At 64.4% G+C, this 24424-nt stretch carries 23 protein-coding genes; 2 read left to right on the top strand and 21 right to left on the bottom strand.

The window, feature by feature from the left end; all coding sequences use genetic code 11:
- Positions 1-12 precede the first annotated feature (12 nt).
- The 10 genes from pyrF to ABX74_RS05025 all read right to left on the bottom strand — a co-directional run bounded on the left by pyrF (position 13) and on the right by ABX74_RS05025 (position 11227).
- Complete coding sequence (gene pyrF / locus ABX74_RS04980) at positions 13-834, bottom strand: orotidine-5'-phosphate decarboxylase (RefSeq protein WP_047888352.1); 822 nt, start codon at positions 832-834, stop codon at positions 13-15.
- A complete protein-coding gene (carB, locus tag ABX74_RS04985) occupies positions 831-4187 on the bottom strand; it encodes a carbamoyl-phosphate synthase large subunit (RefSeq protein ID WP_047888353.1) in 3357 nt (1118 codons plus the stop codon). The genes pyrF and carB overlap by 4 nt, the downstream gene beginning before the upstream one ends.
- Positions 4187-5362: a glutamine-hydrolyzing carbamoyl-phosphate synthase small subunit gene (carA, locus tag ABX74_RS04990; protein WP_003944927.1), complete on the bottom strand. Its 1176-nt coding sequence runs from the start codon at positions 5360-5362 to the stop codon at positions 4187-4189. The genes carB and carA overlap by 1 nt, the downstream gene beginning before the upstream one ends.
- A complete protein-coding gene (locus ABX74_RS04995; RefSeq protein WP_020907699.1) occupies positions 5359-5940 on the bottom strand; it encodes a hypothetical protein in 582 nt (193 codons plus the stop codon). Before ABX74_RS04995 ends, carA begins: the two co-directional genes overlap by 4 nt.
- Before the next feature lie 6 nt (positions 5941-5946).
- Positions 5947-7284 carry a dihydroorotase gene (locus ABX74_RS05000; protein WP_007728012.1) on the bottom strand — a complete coding sequence of 446 codons (1338 nt, stop codon included), beginning with the start codon at positions 7282-7284 and terminating at the stop codon, positions 5947-5949.
- Positions 7281-8225, bottom strand: a complete 945-nt coding sequence (locus ABX74_RS05005; protein ID WP_003944883.1) for an aspartate carbamoyltransferase catalytic subunit — start codon at positions 8223-8225, stop codon at positions 7281-7283. Before ABX74_RS05005 ends, ABX74_RS05000 begins: the two co-directional genes overlap by 4 nt.
- Entirely contained in the window at positions 8222-8863 is a 642-nt protein-coding gene (gene pyrR / locus ABX74_RS05010; protein WP_020907698.1) for a bifunctional pyr operon transcriptional regulator/uracil phosphoribosyltransferase PyrR, read from the bottom strand. Before pyrR ends, ABX74_RS05005 begins: the two co-directional genes overlap by 4 nt.
- Before the next feature lie 173 nt (positions 8864-9036).
- The gene (gene nusB / locus ABX74_RS05015) at positions 9037-9534 is read right to left on the bottom strand and encodes a transcription antitermination factor NusB (protein ID WP_007728014.1); all 498 of its coding nucleotides are present in this window, start codon (positions 9532-9534) and stop codon (positions 9037-9039) included.
- Complete coding sequence (efp, locus tag ABX74_RS05020) at positions 9535-10098, bottom strand: elongation factor P (protein ID WP_003944958.1); 564 nt, start codon at positions 10096-10098, stop codon at positions 9535-9537. It lies immediately after the preceding gene.
- 34 nt (positions 10099-10132) lie between these two features.
- A complete protein-coding gene (locus ABX74_RS05025; RefSeq protein ID WP_047888354.1) occupies positions 10133-11227 on the bottom strand; it encodes a M24 family metallopeptidase in 1095 nt (364 codons plus the stop codon).
- Between the two features lie 111 nt (positions 11228-11338).
- On the opposite strand from ABX74_RS05025, the gene ABX74_RS05030 reads away from it, so the two are divergent.
- Positions 11339-11947, top strand: coding sequence for a B-4DMT family transporter (locus ABX74_RS05030; protein ID WP_019748369.1), 609 nt, complete (start codon positions 11339-11341; stop codon positions 11945-11947).
- 87 nt (positions 11948-12034) lie between these two features.
- On the opposite strand, the gene aroQ is transcribed toward ABX74_RS05030, so the two are convergent.
- The 11 genes from aroQ to ABX74_RS05085 all read right to left on the bottom strand — a co-directional run bounded on the left by aroQ (position 12035) and on the right by ABX74_RS05085 (position 23828).
- Positions 12035-12463, bottom strand: a complete 429-nt coding sequence (aroQ, locus tag ABX74_RS05035) for a type II 3-dehydroquinate dehydratase (protein WP_020907695.1) — start codon at positions 12461-12463, stop codon at positions 12035-12037.
- A complete protein-coding gene (aroB, locus tag ABX74_RS05040) occupies positions 12460-13569 on the bottom strand; it encodes a 3-dehydroquinate synthase (RefSeq protein ID WP_020907694.1) in 1110 nt (369 codons plus the stop codon). Before aroB ends, aroQ begins: the two co-directional genes overlap by 4 nt.
- A 25-nt stretch (positions 13570-13594) precedes the next feature.
- A complete protein-coding gene (locus ABX74_RS05045; protein ID WP_020907693.1) occupies positions 13595-14104 on the bottom strand; it encodes a shikimate kinase in 510 nt (169 codons plus the stop codon).
- 13 nt (positions 14105-14117) lie between these two features.
- On the bottom strand, positions 14118-15305 hold the full coding sequence (aroC, locus tag ABX74_RS05050; protein ID WP_024487252.1) for a chorismate synthase: 1188 nt from the start codon (positions 15303-15305) through the stop codon (positions 14118-14120).
- A gap of 111 nt (positions 15306-15416) precedes the next feature.
- Positions 15417-16115, bottom strand: coding sequence for a S1 family peptidase (locus tag ABX74_RS05055; RefSeq protein ID WP_020907692.1), 699 nt, complete (start codon positions 16113-16115; stop codon positions 15417-15419).
- Between the two features lie 225 nt (positions 16116-16340).
- Positions 16341-16979, bottom strand: a complete 639-nt coding sequence (locus tag ABX74_RS05060; RefSeq protein WP_047888355.1) for a prepilin peptidase — start codon at positions 16977-16979, stop codon at positions 16341-16343.
- A gap of 80 nt (positions 16980-17059) precedes the next feature.
- Positions 17060-17899, bottom strand: coding sequence for a shikimate dehydrogenase (locus ABX74_RS05065; protein ID WP_047888356.1), 840 nt, complete (start codon positions 17897-17899; stop codon positions 17060-17062).
- Complete coding sequence (mltG, locus tag ABX74_RS05070; RefSeq protein ID WP_019748362.1) at positions 17889-19199, bottom strand: endolytic transglycosylase MltG; 1311 nt, start codon at positions 19197-19199, stop codon at positions 17889-17891. The genes ABX74_RS05065 and mltG overlap by 11 nt, the downstream gene beginning before the upstream one ends.
- On the bottom strand, positions 19196-19729 hold the full coding sequence (ruvX, locus tag ABX74_RS05075; protein WP_003944838.1) for a Holliday junction resolvase RuvX: 534 nt from the start codon (positions 19727-19729) through the stop codon (positions 19196-19198). Before ruvX ends, mltG begins: the two co-directional genes overlap by 4 nt.
- A 2-nt stretch (positions 19730-19731) precedes the next feature.
- Positions 19732-22404: an alanine--tRNA ligase gene (gene alaS / locus ABX74_RS05080; RefSeq protein ID WP_019748361.1), complete on the bottom strand. Its 2673-nt coding sequence runs from the start codon at positions 22402-22404 to the stop codon at positions 19732-19734.
- A 77-nt stretch (positions 22405-22481) separates the two neighbouring features.
- Positions 22482-23828, bottom strand: a complete 1347-nt coding sequence (locus ABX74_RS05085) for a replication-associated recombination protein A (protein ID WP_371331482.1) — start codon at positions 23826-23828, stop codon at positions 22482-22484.
- Positions 23829-24035: 207 nt separating this feature from the next.
- Between ABX74_RS05085 and ABX74_RS05090 the strand changes: the two genes are divergently transcribed.
- Positions 24036-24416 (top strand): nuclear transport factor 2 family protein, encoded by a 381-nt coding sequence (locus ABX74_RS05090; RefSeq protein ID WP_019748359.1) that lies wholly within the window; start codon positions 24036-24038, stop codon positions 24414-24416.
- Positions 24417-24424 lie beyond the last annotated feature (8 nt).

The raw sequence follows: 24424 nt of genomic DNA on the forward strand, positions 1-24424 counted from the left end.
GTCACTCACGGATCAGTGCGCCAATGCGGCTTCGATCTCGTCTCGGTCACGCATTGCTGCCTCCCGAAGTGCCGATACCGAAGGACCATGCTTGAGCACCCCACGGGAAGTGTTCGGCAGCAGGAGTTCGGTCGATCCCGCGAAGATGTCTGCGAGATCCGCTGCCGTCGCACCCTGCGCGCCGAGCCCCGGAGCGAGAATCGGGCCGTTGAACTGCGACAGGTCCAGACCGTGGTCCCGAGTTGCACCGACCACCAGTCCGACGGTGTCACGGCCGTCGGAGTTCGCATCGACCGCAGCGTTGACGATCGACTGAGCCACGCTCACACCGTCAGCCGACGACTGTTGAAGTACGCCGCCTTCCTGATTGGAGGTTCGTGCCAGCACGAAGATCCCGCGTGCGTTCTGCCTTGCCAGTTCGAGTGTCGGAGCCAACGCCCCGAATCCCAGGTACGGCGAAACGGTGACCGAGTCGGAGGCCAACGGCGAATCACCCAACCAGGCTTGCGCGTACGCGTCCATCGTCGAACCGATGTCACCGCGCTTGGCGTCCGCGACGACAAGCGTTCCAGCATCGCGAAGAACCGAGATGGTCCGCTCCAACACGGCGAAGCCGGCGCTTCCGTACGCCTCGAAGAACGCAACCTGAGGTTTGACGAGTCCAACCTCACCGGTGAAGGCCTCGACGCAGATCTCGGCGAAAGTCTCCAGACCTTCGGCGGTACGTGGCAGTCCCCACGCGTCGAGAAGCGCGGGATGCGGGTCGATACCGACGCACAGCCGCCCCCGGTCCGCGATCGCGGACCGGAGACGATGCCCCCAACTGTGACTCACGACTGCTGTGCCGGCTGACGAAGACCTGCGTGCAGTTCCTGCAGGGAGTGAACTCCGATGTCGCCGCGGATGGCCGCTTCGATGCCCTGCACGGCGGCCGAGGCGCCCTGGACCGTCGTGATGCACGGGATGTTCGACGCGACTGCTGCGCTTCGGATCTCGTAGCCGTCGACACGCGGACCGTTGTTGCCGTACGGGGTGTTGATGACCATGGCGACCTCGCCGCTGCGGATCTGGTCGACGATGGTCTCGGCACCGGCCGGAACATCCTCACCCGACTGCTTGTACACCTGCTTGCACTCGATACCGTTGCGCCGCAACACATCTGCGGTTCCTTCGGTGGCAAGGATGGTGAATCCGAGATCTGCCAGGCGCTTGACCGGGAAGATCAGCGAACGCTTGTCCTTGTTGGCGACCGAGACGAACACCGCGCCTGTGGTGGGCAACGACCCGTAGGCGGCCGTCTGCGACTTGGCGAAAGCCGTACCGAAGTCGAAGTCGATACCCATGACTTCACCGGTGGACTTCATTTCCGGGCTGAGCAAGGTATCCACGCCGGTACCGTCGGCGCGACGGAAGCGGTTGAACGGCAACACAGCTTCCTTGACCGCGATCGGTGCACCGGCCGGGGTGTTTCCACCGTCGCCGGTCGCCGGCAGGATGCCGCTTGCGCGCAGGTCGGCGATGGATTCGCCGAGCATGACGCGGGCGCATGCCTTGGCCAGCTGGACGGCCGTCGCCTTGGACACGAACGGAACCGTACGGCTGGCGCGGGGATTTGCTTCCAGCACGTAGAGGATGTCGTCCTTGAGTGCGTACTGGACGTTGAGCAGACCCTTGACGCCGATGCCCTTTGCGAGAGCCTCGGTGGAGCGGCGGACGTTCTCGAGGTCCGCACGGCCCAGAGTGATCGGCGGGAGCGCACACGCCGAGTCACCGGAGTGAATGCCGGCTTCCTCGATGTGCTCCATGACGCCGCCGAGATACACCTCGGTGCCGTCGCACAGAGCGTCGACGTCGATCTCGACCGCGTCTTCGAGGAAGCGGTCGACCAGGACCGGACGATCGTCGGAGATCTCCGTGGCACGCGAGATGTAGTCGGCGAGTGAAGCCTCGTCGTAGACGATCTCCATGCCGCGTCCACCGAGCACGTACGACGGACGCACCAGCACCGGGTAGCCGATGCCTGCTGCGATCTCGCGGGCGCCGTCGAACGTGGTGGCGGTACCGAACTTCGGTGCAGGCAGACCGGCTTCGGTGAGCACGCGACCGAATTCGCCGCGGTCCTCCGCCAGGTCGATGGCTGCGGGGCTGGTTCCCACGATGGGAACGCCGGCAGCTTCGAGGCGCTTCGCCAATCCGAGCGGGGTCTGGCCGCCGAGCTGGACGATGACGCCGGCAACGGTGCCCGACTGCGCCTCCGCGCGGTAGACCTCGAAGACGTCCTCGAATGTCAGCGGCTCGAAGTACAGGCGATCAGCGGTGTCGTAGTCCGTGGAGACGGTCTCGGGGTTGCAGTTGACCATGACGGTCTCGTACCCGGCCTCGGACAGCGTCTGGGCAGCGTGGACACACGAGTAGTCGAACTCGATGCCCTGGCCGATGCGGTTGGGGCCGGATCCGAGGATCAGAACCTTGGGTCGCTCGGTCTGCGGAGCAACTTCGGACTCGGCCTCGGGATCAAGCTCGTAGGTCGAGTAGTGGTACGGCGTCTTGGCCTCGAACTCTGCGGCGCAGGTGTCGACGGTCTTGTAGACGGGGCGCACGCCCAGCTGATCACGCAGAGCGCGAACGGCGTCCTCACCTGCGTGCGTGTCACCACCGAGTTCGGGGCGCAGAGCCGCGATCTGGCGGTCCGAGATGCCGTGGTACTTGGCCTGACGCAGGGCAGCCTCGTCGAAAGACTCTGCAGCGCGAAGCTTTTCACCGAGCTCGTGAATCTGCTGGAACTGGTCGAGGAACCACGGATCGATCTTGGTGGCGTCGAAGAGCTGCTCGACAGTTGCGCCGAGGGCGAATGCCTTCTCGATGCCGTACATGCGGCCGTCCTGCGGAACGCTCAGATCGGCGAGCAGGGCGTCCAGGCTCTCCGTCTCGATGTCGGCGCCGGTCCAGTAACCCGCACGCTTGGTCTCGAGTGAACGCATGACCTTGCCGAAAGCCTCGGTGAAGTTGCGGCCGATGCTCATGGCCTCGCCTACCGACTTCATCGTGGTGGTCAGGGTTCCGTCGGCACCGGGGAACTTCTCGAAAGCGAACCGCGGAGCCTTGACGACGACGTAGTCGAGTGTCGGCTCGAAGCAAGCCGGGGTTTCCTTGGTGATGTCGTTGACGATCTCGTCGAGCGTGTAGCCGATGGCAAGCTTGGCGGCCATCTTGGCGATCGGGTAACCGGTCGCCTTCGACGCCAGCGCCGACGAGCGGGAAACGCGCGGGTTCATCTCGATGACAACCAGGCGGCCGTCGGCCGGGTCCATCGCGAACTGGATGTTGCAGCCGCCGGTGTCGACGCCCACCTCACGCAGAATGTCGATGGAGAGGTCGCGCATCGCCTGGTACTCGCGGTCGGTCAGCGTCATCGCCGGAGCAACGGTGACCGAGTCTCCGGTGTGGACACCGACCGGGTCGACGTTCTCGATGGAGCAGACGATCACGACGTTGTCGCGACTGTCGCGCATCAGCTCGAGTTCGTATTCCTTCCAGCCGAGGATGGATTCCTCGATCAGGACGTTCGCCGTCGGCGACGCGGCCAGACCGCCACCGGCGATGCGGTTGAGATCGTCGACGTCGTACGCCATGCCGGAACCGAGGCCGCCCATGGTGAAGGACGGACGCACGACGACCGGGTAACCGAGTTCGGCGACCGTGGCGTGTACTTCGTCCATCGTGTAGCAAACTGCGGACTTCGCGGATTCGCCACCGACCTTGGCGACGATGTCCTTGAACTTCTGGCGATCCTCGCCGCGCTGGATGGCGTCGAAGTCGGCGCCGATCAGCTCGACGTCGTACTTCTCGAGGATGCCCTGCTCGTGCAGCGCCACAGCGGCGTTGAGAGCGGTCTGACCGCCGAGCGTCGCGAGGACGGCGTCGATCTTGTTGCCCTGCAACGCTTCCTTGGCGATGACCTTCTCGAGGAACTCGGCCGTGATCGGCTCGACGTACGTGGCGTCGGCGAACTCCGGGTCCGTCATGATGGTGGCCGGGTTGGAGTTGACCAGGCTGACGCGCAGTCCCTCCTCCTGGAGGACGCGGCAAGCCTGGGTGCCCGAGTAGTCGAACTCACAGGCCTGACCGATGACGATCGGACCGGAGCCGATTACCAGGATGTGCTTGAGATCTGTACGGCGTGGCATTAGTTCTTGACTCCGGTTTCTTTCCGTGCGGAGAGCAGGCTGGTGAAGCGGTCGAAGAGGTACGCAGCGTCGTGCGGGCCGGCTGCCGCCTCCGGGTGGTACTGCACCGAGAAGGCCGAATCGTCGAGCAGGCGAACACCTTCGACGGCTCCGTCATTGGCGCAGGTGTGGCTTACCACGGCGCGACCGAACGGGGTGTCGAATTCCTGGCCGGCTTCACCTTCGAGTGCGAAGCCGTGGTTCTGCGCGGTGATCGCGATGCGACCCGTCTGATGCTCGATCACCGGGATGTTGATGCCGCGGTGGCCGAACTTCATCTTGTACGTGCTCAGGCCGAGGGCGCGGCCCAGGATCTGGTTGCCGAAGCAGATACCGAACAGCGGCAAGCCCTGTCCGATGACCTCTTTTGTCAGGTGCACTGCGCCGTCGGCGGTGGCCGGGTCGCCCGGGCCGTTGGAGAGGAACACTCCGTCGGCCTTCAGGTCGAGGATCTGTTCGAGGCTCGCGTTGGACGGCAACACGTGGACGCGGATACCGCGCTCGGCGAACATGCGCGGGGTGTTGGTCTTGATACCGAGGTCGATCGCGGCAACCGTGTACAGCGCCTCCCCGCCCTTCGGCTCGACGACGTAGCCGCTGGTGGTGCTGACTTCACCGGCAAGATCGGCGCCGAGCATGGTCGGCTGATCCTGAACCCGTCGGACCAGTTCGTCATCGGCGGCGATGGCTTCACCGGAGAAGACGCCTGCCTTCATCGAACCGCGAGTACGCAGGTGGCGAACCAGGGCACGAGTGTCGATCCCGGCGATTCCGACGATGCCCTGCTCTTCGAGCTTGGCCTGCAGCGAACCGGTTGCACGCCAGCTCGAGGTGACGCGCGAGGGGTCACGAACGACGTACCCCGCAACCCAGATCTTGGCACCGGCACTCTCGCCGGTCGGTCCGACTGACTCGTCGTCTTCGTCGTTCCAGCCGGTGTTGCCGATCTGCGGCGCGGTGGAGACCACGATCTGGCGGTGGTAGCTGGGATCGGTGAGCGTTTCCTGGTAGCCGGTCATGCCGGTGCTGAACACCGCTTCGCCCAGGGTCTGTCCAACCGCACCGAAGGTGGTTCCGCGGAACACCCGTCCGTCTTCGAGGACCAGTACTGCGGGGCTGTTGCCAAAGCCGCTCATGCGTTCTTTCCGTTCTGCTCGATGTCGCCAGAGCTTGCGTCTTCGTTGTCATTCGTCTTGTTCGAGGCAGTCTTGTTCGAAGCAGTCTTGTTCGAAGCAGTTACCGGCTTGACCCAGTCCGGATAAACCGTCTTGTCGTCACCGCGCACGCCCGTGTCGATCTCGGTTCCGCTCGGCAATTCCCAGCGAATCACCAGGACGCCGTCCTTGCTCATGACCTTGCCGGCAAGACCGTTCTCCGTGCGGATCGCACGGATCGACTTCTCCGGAATCCAGATGGCCGACGCACCGTCACGCTCGACCAGAATTCCGCCGCTGTAGCGGCTGATCTCGCAGGTGGCGCGGAAACCGAGGTCGCCGACGGCGATGCGGTCCTGCCAACTGGGTGCGATGGTGCTACCGACGTACAGGCCGGTGGTCGGCAGGACGAGCAGTTCACCCAGGGTTGCCGGTACCGTCGGCAGTTCGCCGATCTTGTCTTTCTGGCGTCGAGCGCGTCCACGCCAGCCGACGTACATCAGGCCGATCATTGCGACCCAGAAGATCGCCAGACCGATGATCCACAGTGCTCTGTCCATGACGCGCTACTCCTCGCTACTCCGCAGCCGCACATTCCCGTCGTGTGCGGTGATGCGGCCACGTAACAGTGTGGTCGTGACCCGTGCGGGCAATGTCATCGACTCGTACGGAGTGTTATGCGCGACACTCGCCAGGTCGGGTCCGTGGACCGTCCACTCGGCCGACGGATCGACCAATGTCAGGTTGGCGGGCTCCCCCACCTCGATGGGACGGCCTTGGTCGTCGAGTCCGACGATCGCCGCCGGGCGCTCGCTCATGACCCGCGCAACACCGCGCCAGTCCAACAGGCCGGGCTGGACCATCGTCTGCACGATGATCGAGAGCGCGGTCTCGAGGCCGAGCATTCCGGGGCGGGCGGCCGCGAATTCGCAGCACTTGTCCTGCTCGGCGTGCGGAGCGTGATCGGTGGCCACGCAGTCGATGATGCCCTCGGCCAGACCCTTGCGCAGGGCAGCAACATCGCTGGCCTCACGCAACGGCGGGTTGACCTTGTTGATGGCGTCGTACGTCTCGAGACGTGAATCATCGAGGAGCAGGTGATGCGGGGTGACCTCGGCGGTGATCGAAATCCCTTGGCTGCGAGCCCACTTCACGAGTTCGACGGTTCCGGCGGTGGATGCGTGGCAGATGTGAACGCGGGCGCCGGCGTCACGCGCGAGCAGTGCGTCACGGGCCACGATCGATTCTTCGGCTGCTCGCGGCCAACCGGCCAGTCCGAGACGCGCGGCCGTGGGACCCTCGTGGGCGACCGCACCGACCGTCAAACGCGGTTCTTCCGCGTGCTGCGCGATCAGGACGCCCAACGAGCTGGAGTATTCGAGCGCGCGACGCATGATCAGTGGGTCGTAGACGCAGTGACCGTCGTCGGAGAACATCTTGACCTTGCCGACGCCTGCCGCCATGGTCGCCATCTCGGCGAGCTGCTTGCCTTCCAGGCCTGCGGTGACTGCGCCGACGGGGTGGACGTCGACGAGGCCGACTTCCTGTCCGCGTCGCCAGACGTGATCGGTGATGACCACCGAATCGGCGACGGGGCTCGTGTTCGCCATCGCGAAGACCGCGGTGTATCCACCCAGAGCGGCCGCGGAGCTTCCGGTTTCGATGGTCTCGGTGTCTTCGCGACCAGGCTCACGTAGATGGGTGTGCAGGTCCACGAAGCCGGGAAGCAGGATCTGCCCGCCGGCATCGATCACCTCGGATGCCGTGGCCGGATCGAGGTCCACGCCGATCTCGAGGATCGTGCCGTCGCCGACGAGGACGTCGGTGGGCTCACCTTCTCCGTAGATCAGGACTCCGCGGAGCAGGACACTCACGGGTGATTCTCCGTTCTCGTTTCTGGTCACAGCGCACCGTCCTCCGACCCGACCAGCAGTCGGAACAAGACAGCCATGCGCATGTGTACGCCGTTGGTAACCTGTTGCAGTACAGCAGTTTTCGAGGAATCAGCGACGGCGGATGCGATCTCCATGCCGCGCAGCATCGGACCGGGGTGCAAGACCACCGCGTGATCGGCCAGCATCGCCAGTCGCTTCTCGGACAGGCCGTAGTTGATCGAGTACTCGCGCTGCGAAGGGAAGAAGCCGCCGTTCATGCGTTCGGCCTGGACCCGCAGCATCAGCACCGCGTCGAGTCCGGGCAGTTCGGCGTCGAGCGAATGCGAGACCGTGACCGGCCACGTGTGCGCGCCGACCGGCAGCAGTGTCGGAGGCGCCACCAAGACGACCTCTGCGCCGAGCATCGAGAGCAGCAGCGCGTTGGACCGGGCCACACGGCTGTGCAGAATGTCGCCGACGATCGCGATCCGCTTGCCCTCGATGTCGCCGAGGCGCTGGCGAAGGGTCAAAGCGTCGAGAAGCGCCTGAGTGGGATGCTCATGCGTGCCGTCACCTGCGTTGATGACTGCCGGGCCACCGTCGTCGGCCGCTCCGGTCCACTTGGCGATCTGATGGGCGGCACCCGAAGCCGGATGCCGCACGATGAGAGCGTCGGCACCGGCCGCGCGCAGGGTCATCGCGGTATCGCGCAGGGATTCGCCCTTGGACACCGAGGAACTCGATGCGCTGACGTTGATGACGTCCGCGCTCATCCACTTACCGGCCACCTCGAAGGACACCCGGGTGCGCGTCGAGTTCTCGAAGAACACCGTCATGACCGTGCGTCCGCGCAGCGTCGGGAGTTTGCGTACTTCGCGGCCCAGCAGCGCCTGCTCGAAGCGTTCTGCCTCGTCGAGAAGTTCTACCGCGGACTCACGATCGAGGTCCGCGATGGAAAGAAGGTGCTTCACGCGCTCTTACCTCCGGAGATGACTACCGCTTCCCTGCCGTCGTGTTCCTGGAGGAGAACCTTGACGTCTTCTGACCTCGCGGTCGGGACGTTCTTGCCGACGTAGTCGGCGCGCAGCGGCAGTTCGCGATGACCGCGATCGACCAGCACTGCGAGTTGGACGGCCCGGGGGCGACCGAGATCGCGCAACGCATCGAGGGCGGAGCGCACGGTGCGACCGGAGAAGAGGACATCGTCCACCAGGACGACCAGAGCATTGTCGACGCCACCTTCGGGGACGGACGTGCGCTCGAGCGGGCGATGCGGCTTGGTGCGGAGATCATCACGGTAGAGCGTGATGTCGAGAGATCCGATGGGAAGACGCACACCGGAGAATTCTTCGATCTTGGCGCGCAGTCGCGTGGCGAGGGTGGTTCCGCGCGTCGGGATGCCGATCAGGACCACACGAGGGGCTGTTCCCTCGGGTCCGTCGAGCGCGGTTTTCTCGATGATCTCGTGAGCGATCCGCGCGATGGTCCGGCCCACATCCTGGGCGGACAACAATTCACGGGTCTCACTACTTGCCTCGGCACCAGCGGATGCCTTGGCGCTGCCTGGACCTGCAAGATCGGATGGGCGAGACCCTTCGGGCACGCTCATACAGCGACCTCCTTCTCCGCCTCACTGGACGGATCGTTAAAGGATGTCTGACGGTCCCCACCCTATCAGCCGACAGACCTGATCCCGCCGTGCGAGCAGCGACTGAGACCGGTTGTGTGCAGACACACAACGCGCACGGTGACACTCGCACGGCGGTGGTGGAACAGAACTTGCTACTCGGTACCCGAATCCGATTCCTGCGCGCGCTGCGAGGTCGCAGCTGCAGCCGATCGAACCTGCGGCGCAACGAGAACGACCTGACCGAGGATTCCGTTGACGAATCCCGGAGAGTCGTCCGTCGAGAGCTGCTTCGCGAGTTCGACGGCCTCGTCCACGGCGACAACCGGCGGAACGTCCGTCGCATGGAAGAGCTCCCACACGGCGATACGCAGAATCGCACGGTCGACGGCGGGCAGACGCTCGAGCGTCCAATCCTGCAGATGCGAGGAGATGACCTGATCGATCCGGTCCAGGTTCTCCGCAACGCCGGACACCAACGTGACGGTGTAGGCCGCGACGGGTGCTACCGCGTCGTCCTTGACGGACAGATCGGAACGCTCCGATGCGAGCGCGACCGGATCGAGGTCACGTGCCTCGGCTTCGAAGAGGAAGTCGACGGCACGCTTGCGCGCCTTGTGGCGTGCACCGAGTTTCTTATGTGTGCCGGACACTCAGGAATTCACACGCCCGAGGTAGTTGCCGTCACGGGAATCGACCTTGAGCTTGTCACCGGTGTTGATGAAGAGCGGCACGTTGATCTCGGCACCGGTCTCGAGGGTGGCAGGCTTGGTGCCGCCGGTGGAGCGGTCGCCCTGCAGGCCCGGATCGGTGTGCTTGACGACGAGCTCGACCGTGACCGGAAGCTCGACGAAGAGGGGAACGTCTTCGTGGGTCGCGACCTGGACGGCCATGTTCTCGAGCAGGAAACGCGACTGGTCGCCGACGGTGGATTCACTGATCGACACCTGGTCGTAGGTGTCGCCGTCCATGAAGATGTAGTCGCTGCCGTCGTGGTACAGGTAGGTCATGTCACGACGGTCGACCGTGGCGGTCTCGACCTTCACACCGGCGTTGAACGTCTTGTCCACTACCTTGCCCGAGAGCACGTTCTTGAGCTTGGTGCGCACGAAGGCAGGGCCCTTGCCGGGCTTGACATGCTGGAACTCGATGATCGTCCACAGCTGGCCTTCGATCTGCAGAACCAGACCATTCTTGAAATCACTGGTGGAAGCCACTTGCTTCGCGTCTCCTAGGGGTCGGGAAACCGTCTCAGACGACGGTAAGGTCTTTTGCGGTCAGTGTGAGCAGCTCTGGCCCCTGCTCACGAACAACGAGCGTGTCCTCGATCCGTACACCTCCGCGCCCGGAGAAGTACACGCCCGGCTCGACGGTCACCGCCGCGCCGGAAAGAAGTGTACCGGTGCCGAGCTTGCCGATTCCCGGTGCTTCGTGGATTTCGAGGCCGACACCGTGGCCGAGGCCGTGCAGGAACAACTCGCCGTAGCCTGCATCGTCGATCACCGAACGGGCGGCGGCGTCCACGGCCGCACATTCGACACCCGGAGCGAGGGCATCGCAACCGGCAGCTTGTGACCGCGCGACGAGTTCGTAAATCTCCCGTTGCCAATCGGAAACGGACTCGAGCACGTACGTCCGGGTCATGTCCGAGTGGTACCCACCGACCTGTGCGCCGAAGTCGAGTTTCACGAAGTCACCCGACGCCAGGATCGCGTCGGTCGGTCGGTGATGCGGAATCGCCGAGTTGACGCCTGCCGCCACGATCGTCTCGAAGGAAATACCGTCTGCGCCGTTGTCGAGCATCAGGTTTTCCAGTTCACGACCGACCTCTCGTTCGGTTCGGCCAGGTCGCAGACCGCCGCGAGCGATCAACTGCGCCAACGCGACATCGGCTGAAGTGCATGCGGCGCGCAACAACTCCACCTCGTGCACGTCCTTGACCATGCGCAACTGTTCGACGAGTCCACTCACCGGTTCGAACCGGATCTTCGGTGCTGCCTCGGTCCATGCGCGATGTTCGGCGAACGTCGCGACGTGTGACTCGAACGCGAGAACGGGCATCGTCGACTTCTCGATCAAGTGCGCAGCACTCGAACGGGCGATTTCAGCGCGCAGGTCCGGAACCTGCTCCGCCACCTGCGTCACGTAACGACCGTCGGTGCAGATCACCGTCGCGCGTTCGTCGGATGCCGAATCGGACGCACTGACGACGAGCGCAGCATTGGAACCGGTGAAACCGGTGAGGTACCTGATGTTGAGGAGATCTGTGACGAGAATCGCGTCGAGTTCGCGCTCCGCGAGGAGGCGTCTGAGGGATTCACGGCGTGTTCTGAAGTCGACCGGCATCCCTCGAACCTACCGCCCTGGCAGACCTGCCGATCAACTCGAAACTCACGGTTACAGCAATAAGTGTGGGTTAGGCCACAAGGTGTAATGGGTTCTAGTTAGGCTGTACCCATGAATGCGTGGTTGGTACGTGGCCTCGGCATGGCCCTGATACATGTTGTGTTTCGTGCGTTGCTCGGTGCAGCAATCGCACAGTGGCCACTTCAGGGGTCCACCCTGCGCTGGCTGTCCCTGTTGATCGTCATCGTCTTCGCCGCGATCTGGGGTGGTATCGACGGCATTCGCGACCGCCGAAACTTCCCCGAACCCGAGGACGGCGCCGATCTGACCATGCTGTGGCTCAAAGCTGCTTTGGTCGGCGGATTCGTCGCCGGCGCTGCCAGCTGGGCACTCAGCCTGGTCCCCTCCCTCGAACTCACTCAGCAGGGCTTGTTCTTCGAGGTGACCTCCGGTGCGGCGTTCACGATCCTTCTCATCTTCGTCCCTGCCATGATCGCCATCACCGTCGGACGTTTCTTCGTCAGTCGTGAGCAGCGCAAGAACGGAACCGCTCCGCAGACCCCGTCCCACGAGCGTCACCACGAACCGGTGCCCGTCAGCGAGGGCTACGACTCCCCCACCGAGCAGCACGCATACAGCGGAGCCGCCATGTCCGTCGAGGAATCCGACGCCGATACCGCGGTCTTCCCAGCGATCGATCTGGGCAAGCGCGAGCAGTAACGCCCGCCGTCCACACAACCGAATGCGGCCCCGAGGAAATTTTCCTCGGGGCCGCATTCGTGTGGTCGGCTTTTCGACTTCCCTCGTTCAGCCTCGCTCGGCGAGGAACCTGATCGCCAGCGGATACGCGGCGACGCCGAGTCCGACGATCACGCCGGTCGCAATCGGACTCAGGTAGGAATGGTGCCGAAACTCTTCTCGCGCATGAACGTTCGAGATGTGCACCTCGACGAGACCTGCGGTCAGTTCGGCGCATGCATCTCGCAGGACCACCGACGTGTGCGTCAAGCCACCGGCATTGAGGATCACCGGTTCCCCCGCGTCCGCCGCGTCGTGGATCCAACCGAGCAGATCGCCTTCGTGATCGCTCTGACGGACGATCACCTCGACGCCGAGGTCCTTACCTGCCGCGACGCACAATTCGATCAGATCGTCGTGTGTGGTCGCGCCGTAGACCTCGGGCTGACGCTTACCCAGACGCCCCAGATTGGGTCCGTTGACGACGTTGATCCTCACAGCAGGACCGTTCCGCCGGCCGGCCGAGGATCACGGGCGATCGCGGAGTATGCCGCGACCAGCAGGCTCGGATCCGGCCCTTCGAGGCGGCCCGGCTTGGCGAGGCCGTCGAGGACCACGAAACGGAGCAGCCCGGCACGGTTCTTCTTGTCGGTCTGCATTCCCTTCATCAGATCGCCGAACGCATCACCGTCGTACGACGTCGGCAGCCCGACGAGATCGAGGATCGACTTGTGACGATCGGCGGTGGCGTCGTCGAGTCGGCCCGCGAGCCGTCCGAGTTCGGCAGCGAAGACCAGGCCGACGGAGACAGCGGCACCGTGGCGCCACTTGTAGCGCTCACGACGTTCGATCGCGTGGCCGAGGGTGTGGCCGTAGTTGAGGATTTCGCGCAGATCCGACTCGCGCAGATCCGCGGCCACGACCTTGGCCTTGACCTCGACGGAGCGCCGAATCAGCTCGGGCAGAACAGTTCCCGACGGATCGAGAGCAGCCTTGGGATCGGCTTCGATGAGGTCCAGGATCACCGGGTCGGCGATGAATCCGGTCTTGATGACCTCGGCCATGCCTGCAACGATCTCGTTGTGCGGCACAGTCTCGAGCGTCGCGAGATCGATGAACACCGCTCCCGGTTCGTGGAACGAACCGACGAGGTTCTTGCCCGCTTCGGTGTTGATACCGGTCTTGCCGCCCACTGCTGCGTCGACCATCGCGAGCAAAGTGGTGGGGACGTGAACAACCTTGACACCTCGCATCCACGTAGCCGCTACGAAGCCGGTGAGGTCGGTCGCCGCTCCCCCGCCCAAGCTCATGATCGCGTCGCTGCGAGTCAGGCCGATCCGGCCGAGCACGTCCCAGCAGAAGCCCGCGACGGCAAGATCCTTACCGTCCTCGGCGTCGGGGATTTCGATGCGGTGAGCGTCGATTCCCTTCTCCGCCAATGCAGCCCGTACAGCCTCCGCGGTCTCCGCCAGCGGCGGCTGATGGAAGATCGCGACAGTGCGCGCGCCGTCGAACTCGGCGACAAGGTCACCGAGCAGGCCGCGGCCGATCACGACCGGGTAGGGACTTGCGGTCTTCACCTCTACACGTACGGGTTCGGTCACTGCTCCACTACTCCGCTCCGGTTGTTCATTTGTCTTGAAGTTTCGACACCAATTGCCCGACGACACGCGCCGGGCTTCGGCCGTCGGTCCGAATCCGAATCGTGGCCGAACGCCGGTACAGCGGACGACGACGCCTCATCAGCTCCTGGTACTTGACCTTGGGATCTCCGCCGGCCAGCAGCGGACGATGATTGTTCGCCCCCGTGCGGCGAAGCCCTTCGGCGACACTGATCTCCAGGTAGATGACCGTGTGGCCCTGGAGCAGTTCGCGCGTGCGATCGGACAGGATCGCACCACCGCCGAGCGAGACGATTCCGTCGGTGGCCTGCAACGCGTCGCGAACCACCGATTCCTCGATCTCACGAAACCGAGGCTCTCCGTCGTGGGTGAAGATCTCCGGGATCGTTCTACCCGTGGTCCGTTCGATCTCGGCGTCGGTATCGACCAATTCGAGTTCGAGTGCCTGCGCGAGACGTCGACCGATGGTCGATTTGCCGGCGCCGGGCGGACCGATGAGTACAGCCTTCGGCTTCATCGATACGTGAGTCCTATCGAGGCGGTCGGGCTGCGATGCCCTCGGCGTAACGACGGTAGTTGGCAGTGGTTTCAGCAATGGAATCACCACCGAACTTTTCGAGTGCGGCCTGAGCGACGACAAGTGCAACCATCGACTCGGCGACGACGCCGGCGGCCGGAACCGCGCACACGTCGCTGCGCTGGTGGATGGCCACGGCCTCTTCGCCGCTCTCCATGTCGACCGTCGCCAGAGCGCGCGGAACCGTCGAGATCGGCTTCATCGCGGCGCGAACTCGAAGAGCCTCACCGTTGGTCATGCCACCTTCGATACCGCCTGCGCGGTTCGTGGAACGCACGATGCCGTCGGGGCCCGGACGGATTTCGTCGTGAGCCTCGCTGCCACGACGGCGCGCGGTCTCGAAGCCGTCACCGACCTCGACGCCCTTGATGGCCTGAATTCCCATGAGGGCAGCGGCAAGTCGTGAATCGAGACGCTCGGCGCCACTGACGAAGGTGCCGAGTCCGACCGGCAGCCCGTGGATGACGACCTCGACGACGCCACCGAGGGTGTCGCCGTCCTTCTTGGCCGATTCGATTTCGGCGATCATCGACTCTTCGGCAGCCTTGTCGAATGCGCGGACCGGGCTCGCGTCGATCGCGTCCAGGTCCTTGCCATCCGGCACGGGCCCGACGTACGGCTCGGAAGCACCGATGGAAATAACGTGTGAAACGACCTCGGCACCGAATACCTGACGCAGGAACGACCGTGCGACTGTTCCGGCGGCTACACGGGCTGCGGTCTCGCGAGCGCTGGCGCGCTCGAGGACGGGACGCGCGTCGTTGAAGCCGTACTTGAGCATGCCGCTGTAATCGGCGTGACCGGGACGCGGGCGGGTCAGCGGGGCATTGCGAGCCTGATCGGCGAGCAGGTCCGGGTCGACCGGGTCGGCGGACATGATGGTTTCCCACTTGGGCCACTCGGTGTTGCCGATTTCGATGGCCACGGGGCCACCGAGCGTAAATCCGTGGCGGACACCACCGATGATGGTGACCTTGTCGGCCTCGAACTTCATCCGCGCGCCACGGCCGTAACCGAGTCGACGACGGGCAAGTTCGGACGAGATGGCCTCAGAGGTCACTTCGACCCCCGCGACCATGCCCTCGAGCATCGCGACGAGGGCGGGACCATGGGATTCTCCGGCAGTTATCCAACGCAGCACGCCGACCATCTTTCCACGTCGCAGACCTCAGTTGTCACAGTGGCCCTCCGGGTGAACGCAGATGGCCCACACGCACGATGCGTGTGGGCCATCTCAGAGGTTCCTGTGGGTCTAGAACAGGCGGAATCCTCCACCGTTGGCATTGATGTCAGCCAAACCGATGTTGATGTCCGCCGAGTTGTCGGGAGCATGGAACGGCGGCGGGAGCGGCTCGAAGCAGTACGGTTCGAAGCCGTTGCTGATCAAGCCCACCAGGCGATCGCCGACGACGAGTGGTCCACCGGAGTCTCCGGGAATCGAGCACGTGTGCTCGACAATTTCACCGTAGACGGAGTCGTAGCCCCAGGTGATACCGCACGTGTTGCCGGTCGAACGGCCTTCCTTGCACACGATCGTGCCCGGTGCAGGCGGAGCGCCGATTCCGTTGATCGTCGTGCCGCCGACGGTACGTAGCGGGGCTACCTTCGCGTCGTCGAGATCGATCACCGCGATATCCGAGACCGGACTCGAGTAGGAGAACCGACCGATGGGGCCCGCTTCGGGCAGGTATTCGGCGAACACCCGGTCCCCGACAACTCCGCAGTGTCCGGCGGTGAGTGCCACGAGCGAGCCGGCGTTGTCGTATCCGACCGCGGTCAATGTGCAGGCAGCAACTTGCTCCGGATCGGAATGATCCACGTCCGGCAGCAGGATTCCTGAGCCCCCGCCCAGTGCCACCGACGAAGGTGCAGGCGCGGCGCCGGCGACGCCCGCCCCTGCAGCCACAGCCGCCAAACAGGCTGCCGCAGCGACGAAAAGCCTTGTGCGCATAGGTTCCCCCGATAATCGAGTGCGAAACGAGATTCGTTTTGTCCCATTTCCGAAGCCTCAGTCAACGTCAGGGAGTGGACATTCGGCAAGTCCGACTCGCCGCATGCTGGGACTGCGCGCCTGCGATACCCGCCTTTATGAAACCGACGGTTACGTCTTTCCTGCAGATCACGGTCCGTCGTTGAATAGTCAATAACGCAAGGTTTTCCGCGGATGTTGCACTCGTCACGTCAACCAGGCAAACGCCATCGAACCGCAGGCTGCCAGGCACATCGAGGGACCGTGCGCGATGGGCGAATTGTGGGCTACCGGCCCCGACTGTCGCCGGCCCAGTTTTCGCAGTTCGATCACGACACCCAGGGTTGCGGTGAGCACCGACGCAGACACCAACGACCACAGCCAGGCGTCAGCGCCCACCAATCCGGTCAGAGCGCCCAGCGGAAGAGAGAGCTTCACATCGCCGAGACCCATCGAACCAGGCGACATCACGTGCGCCAGGAGGTGGATTCCGGCGAGCAGTGCCGATCCCACCGCAGCAACCCACACCGTTCCCGACGCCGCCGCATAGACCATCACGACTGCGTAGCCGGGCAGCGTGAAACTGTTGGGCAGCCGTCGCACGGCCAGGTCGACAGTCGAGATTGCGACGCACCACCACACCACGGCAAGACCTGAGATCAGTTGCACCACCGAGGTATTCAGTGCGCCGACGGCAACCCAACCTGTGGCGACACCGCACTGGGGCACACAACAGAGAGCCACGACTGGTCGATAACCGTGTCGTCGCAACCAACTGTCGACGATCGCCCGAGCACCGGCACCCGCGGCTACCCCAGCGCCTGCCAAGACCACCAACGTCCACATGGTTTCGAGCTTGGTGTCTGGCGTTCACCAGCGGCACAATACGAATCGTCTTGTGGACTACCTCGACACTGTGAACAGAGCTAAGCGACAGCGGCTGCCATCGCCTCTCGCGGAGCGGGCTTGCCCGTGAACTGCTCTACCTGCCCGAAGGCCTGATTGAGCAACATCTCGAGGCCACCGATCACCGTGCCACCAGCCGCCTCGACAACCGAAGCGAGTGGCGTCGGCCAAGGGTTGTAGATCGCGTCGAGGACAAATCGCGCCTTCCCCAATTGCTGGGCAAAGGGCGCTGCCGCATCCGCGGGAACGGTACTGACCAAGACCGAGGATTCGGCACAGATCCCGCCCAGCCGTGCGTCGTCGAAGGAGACCAGATCAATGTCCAACCCGACCGCGCCGCCGCATTCGACGGCCCCGGACGCACGTCCCGGATCACGCGCGACCACGGTGACTGCCCGAACTCCCATGTCGGCCAACGCGACCAGTGCCGGCCGCGCGGTGCCTCCCGCGCCGACAACTACCGCCGAAGTCCCGCTGAGATCGCCGACGCCGCCGGCGATCAACGCACCGCTGACTCCGTCGACGTCCGTGCAGTCGGCACGCCAACCGCCCTCGATGCGAACCAAGGTGTTGGCCGAGCCTATGGTCACCGCTCGCGGTGTGCGTTCGGTGGCATAGTCGAGTGCTGCGATCTTGCCCGGCATCGTCACGGAGAGGCCGACCCATTCGGGGCCGAGTGAGTCAACGAGGGCAGGCAACTGCTCGCCGGTGCATTCGATCCGCTCGTAGGTCCAATCGCTCAGACCCAAAGCCTCGTACGCAGCAAGGTGCAGCAACGGCGACTTCGAGTGAGCGATCGGGCTTCCGAGAACTGCCGCCTTACGCGGCGTCGCGAGCGAAGTCGCGGTACTACCGTCCACTGTCGAGAATCCCACTTTGCTGTGCCAGTTCGATGTTGGCCAGATGCTCCTCGTAACTCTTGGTGAAGAGCGTCTGGCCTTCCTTGTTGATCGTGACGAAGTACAACCAGTCACCGGCCGCCGGAGATTCCACGGCCTTCAGCGCGTCGATGCTCGGTGAAGCAATAGGCGTCGCAGGCAGACCGGGCATTGCGTACGTGTTCCAGGGCGTGACGCGCTCACGGTCCGCATCGGTCGTGGCGACCTCGGTGGTGTCGAGTGAGTAGTTGACCGTGGAGTCGAACTGCAAAGGCTGATCGACTGCGAGTCGGTTGACGATCACCCGCGCGACCTTGGCCATGTCGCCAGGCAATGCCTCACGCTCGACCAGCGACGCTGCCACCAACAACTGGTACGGCGACATTCCGACTCCGCTGCCTGCTGTCAGGATCCCGGTGGCCTCGTACTTGGCGGCGCTGCCCTCGACCAACGAACGCAGGATCTCGGTCGGCGTCGCAGTGGGGTCGAAATCCCAACTGCTGGCGGCGATCAGGCCTTCGAGCTGACGGTCCTTGTCCGGCACGCTCTTGACCGACGACATCGCCCAGTCCGGCACGCCGAGCGAAGCCAGATCGGAAGACGCTCCCGCAGTGTTCAATTCGTCCGTCGAGACGCACTTCTGAGCAGAAACCGGGCCGACACAACTCGCCTCGGAAATGAGGTTGTAGATGCCCTTCTTGAGCGAGCCCGTCTGCGCGTCCGAACTGTCGTGCAGCTGACGCCCTTCGGCGATGACAACACTGCCGACACGAGAGTCCGGGGCAACCAAACTGTCGAGTGCGCTCGCGGCACTACTCTGCACCGGCACCTGGTAGAAGCCGGGTTGTACCTTCTGGATCTCCGACGGATTGGCGATCGCAGCGTTGTAGAAAGCAGCCGAACTCGCGACGACGTTCTTCGCCTCCAGCGTCGCACCGATCTCCGATGCGGTTTCTCCACTGTTGATCTGGATGACCACGGGTGCGCCGCCCGGGCCGGCGAAGTCCTCCGCGGCCTTGTTGCGATCCATGTACCAGAGGGCACCGTATGCACCGACACCGAGAACCGCGATCACCAACACCAGGAGAGCGAGAACACCAACCTTCTTACCTCGCTTGGCGCGCTTGTTGCGCGCTTCGCGTTGCTTGCGTGCCTCCGCTCGCGACATGTGTGGCGGATCGATGTTCTGCGGCAACGCACGCATGACCATGGTCTCGTCGTTGTCGAAGTCGAACGAACTGGTGGGCCGGCTTCCGCCGCCCTCATCCCACCGCGCGTTCACAGATCGCCCTCCAGTGCAGCGTCCTTCGACGACTCCCCTGGTTTCACAGCTCTACTCCGCTCGTCCAGCCAGCCTTGCAGGATTTCCACCGCCGCAGCCTGATCGATCATCGGCCGCTGGCCGCGAGCCTTGACTCCACTTTCGCGGAGGTTGCGCGCAGCCGTGACGGTCGTCAGTCGTTCGTCGGACAGTCTCACCGGGATCGGTTCGACGGCCCGCTGCAGTCGTTTGGCGAATGCAGTCGCGATACCGGCGGCTTTACCTTGCTCACCGCGCAGCGTCTGTGGCAGTCCGACGATAACCTCAACGGCCTCGTATTCGGACACGATGGCGATAATGCGCCGGATATCCGGCGCGTCGGGCCCACGCTCCTTCGAGCGTGGAACCGTTTCCACCGGTGTCGCGAGGATGCCGTCTGGGTCGCTTGACGCGACGCCGATGCGAACACTGCCGACGTCGATGGCGATGCGCCGCCCGCGACCAGGGTCGTCGATGCCGGGGCGATCGGGACCCTGCTGCGTAGCCACCACCGTCAGCTGCCGCCCGCCAGCTCTCCGACTCTGTCCCGGATCGCATCGAGCGCCGCCGGGATTCCGGCAGAGTCCGAACCCGAGCCCTGGGCCATGTCGGGCTTTCCGCCGCCGCGGCCACCGATCTTGGGACCGAAGGACGCGACAAGCTCGCCGGCCTTCACACCGAGACCCTGGGCCGCCTTGCTGGATGCGACCACGAACGGGACCTTGCCGTCGACGTCACCGAGGAGAGCTACGACGGCGGGTTCGGAGCCGAGTCGGCCCTTGATGTCCGTGACGAGGCTGCGCAGATCGTTGCCGCCGACTCCCGCGGGAGCAGGCTCGGCAATGACCAGGACGCTGCCGATGCGCTTGGCCTTGGCGACGTACTCGCCTGCCGACGCCAGCACAGCCTTGGCCTTGGTCTGCTCGAGTTCCTTCTCGGCCACCTTGAGTCGCTCGACGAGCGCCTCGACGCGGGCGGGTACCTCTTCCGAAGGAACCTTCAGTGAGGAGGAGAGTCCGGCGAGGAGAGCGCGTTCCTTGGCGAGGTAGCGGTAGGAGTCCAAACCGACGTACGCCTCGACGCGTCGGATTCCGGAGCCGACCGACTGCTCACCGAGCAGCGTGACCTGACCGATCTGGGCGGAGCTTCCGACGTGAGTACCGCCGCACAGTTCCATCGAGAACGGACCGCCGATTTCGACGACACGAACCTCGTCGCCGTAGTTCTCACCGAAGAGTGCCATCGCACCCATCGCCTTGGCCTTGTCGAGATCCGTGACAAATGTGTTGACCGCGTAGTTGGACGCCACGGCTTCGTTGGTGAGTGCCTCGATGTCCTGCTTCTGGGAGTCGGACAGCGCGCCCTGCCAGGAGAAATCGAAGCGGAGGTAACCCGGCTTGTTGAGCGAACCCGCCTGAACGGCGTTGGGGCCGAGCACCTGACGCAGCGCCGCGTGCACCATGTGGGTACCGGAGTGCCCCTGGGTTGCACCCTTGCGCCACTCGGCGTCGACGTGCGCGAGCACGACGTCGCCCTCGGTGATCTCGCCCTTCTGCACCGTCACCTTGTGCGTCCAGACCTTCTTGGCGATCTTCTGCACGTCGTTGACCTTGGCTTCGAGGCCCGGCGCGGTGAGCGAACCGATGTCGGCGATCTGTCCACCGGACTCGGCGTAGAGCGGGCTGCGGTCGAGGATGACCTCGACGTCCTGACCGGCCTTCGCGACCGGCACGCGGACACCGTCGACGATCAGTGCGAGGACGTGAGCCTCGGAGACGAGCTCGTCGAAACCGGTGAACTCGGTGGCACCTCGATCGAGCAGTTCCTTGTATACCGTGAGGTCCGCATGCGCGTGCTTGCGCGCTTGAGCGTCGTCCTTGGCGCGCTTGCGCTGCTCGGCCATGAGCGTGCGGAAGCCGTCTTCGTCGACGGTGAGACCGGCCTCGGATGCCATTTCGAGCGTGAGGTCGATCGGGAAGCCGTAGGTGTCGTGCAGTGCAAACGCCTGATCGCCGGCGATGACCGACTTTCCGGACGACTTGACCGTCTCGGCAGCATTCTCGAACAGGGCCGAACCGGACGCCAGCGTCTTGAGGAACGCGGTCTCCTCACCGACGGCAACGTTCTCGATGCGCGTGAAGTCGGTTTCCAGAACCGGGTACGACGGCGCCATCGTGTCGCGGACGACGATCATGAACTCGCGCATGGTGGGCTGCTCGCTGCCGAGCAGTTTGGCCGAGCGCACGATACGACGCAGCAACCGGCGCAGGACGTATCCGCGGCCGTAGTTGCCGGGGTTCACACCGTCGGCGATCAACATCGCGGCGGTGCGTGCGTGGTCGGCGATGACGCGGAAACGGACGTCAGAAGTGTGATCGGTCCCGTACACGCTGCCGGTCAGTTCGGCGGCCTTGTCGATGACGGGGCGGAGAAGGTCTGTCTCGTAGACGTTTTCGACGCCCTGCAGGAGGAACGCAACGCGCTCGACGCCCATGCCGGTGTCGATGTTCTTCTTCGGCAGCGGTCCGAGGATCGGGTAGTCGCCCTTGTTGGTGCCCTCGCCGCGCTCGTTCTGCATGAACACGAGGTTCCAGATCTCGATGTAGCGATCCTCGTCGGCTTCCGGGCCGCCCTCGACGCCGTACTCGGCGCCGCGGTCGTAGAAGATCTCCGAGCAGGGGCCGCACGGTCCGGGAATGCCCATGGACCAGTAGTTGTCCTTCATGCCGCGGCGCTGGATGCGCTCTTCGGGCACACCGACCTCGTCGCGCCAGATCGAGAACGCTTCGTCGTCGTCGAGATAGACGGTTGCCCACAAGCGCGTGGGATCGATGCCGTATCCGCCGTCCTCGACCGAACCTGTCAGCAACTGCCAGGCGTGGGAGATGGCTTCCTTCTTGAAATAGTCACCGAAGGAGAAGTTGCCCGCCATCTGGAAGAAGGTGTTGTGGCGGGTGGTGATGCCGACCTCTTCGATGTCCAGGGTGCGGACACACTTCTGCACAGACGTCGCGCGCGAGTAGGACGGCGTCTGCTGCCCGAGGAAGAACGGCACGAACGGAACCATGCCCGCGTTGACGAACAGAAGGTTCGGGTCGTCGAGAATCAGCGAGGCGCTGGGCACCTCGGTGTGGCCGGCCTTGACGAAGTGGTCGAGGAATCGCCTGCGGATCTCGTGGGTTTGCACTAACCGGTCCTTACCTTCAAGAGCGTCGAGCTATGGGTGTCCAGACTAACGCGTCGACCGGTGGAACCTGGCAGGCGTCAGCCACGAACGATTCGGCGGAGTTTGCTCACCCGATCGGCGATCTCTCGCTCGTTGCCGTGTGCGGTGGGCTGGTAATAGTCGACACCCACCAGATCGTCCGGTGGATACTGTTGCCGCAGAACACCATCACGTGTGTCGTGCGGGTACTTGTATCCGACTGCGTTGCCCAATTGCTCGGCACCCTTGTAGTGCCCGTCACGCAGATGCGGCGGTACCAGTCCGGATTTTCCGGCGGCCACGTCGGCCATGGCTGCACCGAGAGCGGCGATCACCGCACCCGATTTGGGAGCCGTCGCCAGATGAATGGTGGCCTGTGCCAGCGCCAGACGAGCCTCCGGCATACCGATCAGCTGCACTGCCTGGGCAGCGGCGGTGGCAGTCTGCAGCGCCATCGGGTCCGCCATGCCGATGTCCTCGCTGGCATGAACCACCAGACGCCTCGCGATGAAACGAGGGTCTTCGCCCGCGGTCAGCATCCGAGCGAGGTAGTGCAGGGCGGCATCGACGTCGGAGCCGCGAATGCTCTTGATGAAGGCGCTGATGACGTCGTAGTGCTGATCCCCGGCACGGTCGTACCGAACCGCGGCCTTGTCGACACTGGCCTCGACGGTCGCGAGGTCGAGCACCACCGGGCCCGGAGCGTCACCGGCCGTGTCCAGTGCAGCTCCGGCAGCGGCCTCGAGTGCCGTCAGGGCTCGGCGTGCGTCACCGGCTGCCAGACGAACGAGGTGTTCCATCGCGTCGTCGTCGATCGCGATCGCTCCCCCGAACCCGCGCTCGTCGGTGACCGCACGCTCGAGCAGTTCCTGGACATCCGCAGCGGTGAGCGATTGCAGTTGCAGGACCAACGAGCGCGACAACAGCGCGGAGACGACCGAGAAGGACGGGTTCTCGGTGGTCGCGCCGACCAGGAGCACGATCCGGTTCTCGACCGCGGCGAGCAAGGCGTCCTGCTGGGTTTTGGAGAAACGATGGACCTCGTCGATGAACAAGACGGTCTGTTCGCCGTTCAGCAGACGACGGCGGGCAAGTTCGATGACACCGCGGACTTCCTTGACGCCGGCGGACAGGGCAGACAATGCCTCGAACCGACGGCCGGTAGCGCCCGAGATCAACGACGCGAGCGTGGTCTTGCCGGTGCCGGGAGGTCCGTACAGGAGGACCGATGCAGCGCCGGACCCCTCGACCATTCTGCGCAACGGAGCACCAGGGCCGAGCAGGTGCTGTTGACCGACAACTTCACCGAGGGTGAGGGGACGCATGCGGACGGCCAGAGGAGCTCCAGGCGGCACCGAGGACAATGCGCGCTCGGCGACAGACACGACATCGGGTTCGTCGACGATCGCGGATTCCTCCGGAGTTGCCTCGAACAGGCCGTCTTCCGCCACCACGCCGTCTTCCGCCACCACGCCGTCTTTCGCCCCCACACTGTCTTCCGCTTGCCAATCGCTCACGAATCGACGCTACTAGAGACCACCGACGCTTGACACAACCCGCGGTTCCGCCAGCCCTCACGTCCTCGGCAAAGGCGCTGTAATAGCGTTGTCGCCATGAGCACCTCCGAGATCGCCACCGTCCTCGCGTGGCACGATGCACTCAACTCCCAAGACATCGACACACTTCTGCAGTTGTCGAGTGACGACATCGAGGTAGGCGGCCCCAAGGGCGCGAGCCAGGGACTCGCTGCCCTGCGCGAGTGGGCCACCAACGCCGGCATCACGCTCGTCCCCGGGAAGATGTACGTCCACCACGGCGTGGTCGTCGTCGAACAGACCGCAACGTGGGCGGCCGAACCGGACAAGTCCGCGACCCTGGCCTCGGCTTTCCGAGTCGTGGCCGACCAGGTGACGTCGACGTTCCGCCATCCTGATCTGGCGACGGCGCTCGCGGCGACGGACCTGTCCGAGAACGATCTGGTCTCCGACAACTGAGCGGACTC

The sequence above is a fragment of the Rhodococcus sp. ARP2 genome (assembly GCF_001029585.1).
Taxonomy (GTDB): domain Bacteria; phylum Actinomycetota; class Actinomycetes; order Mycobacteriales; family Mycobacteriaceae; genus Rhodococcus_F; species Rhodococcus_F erythropolis.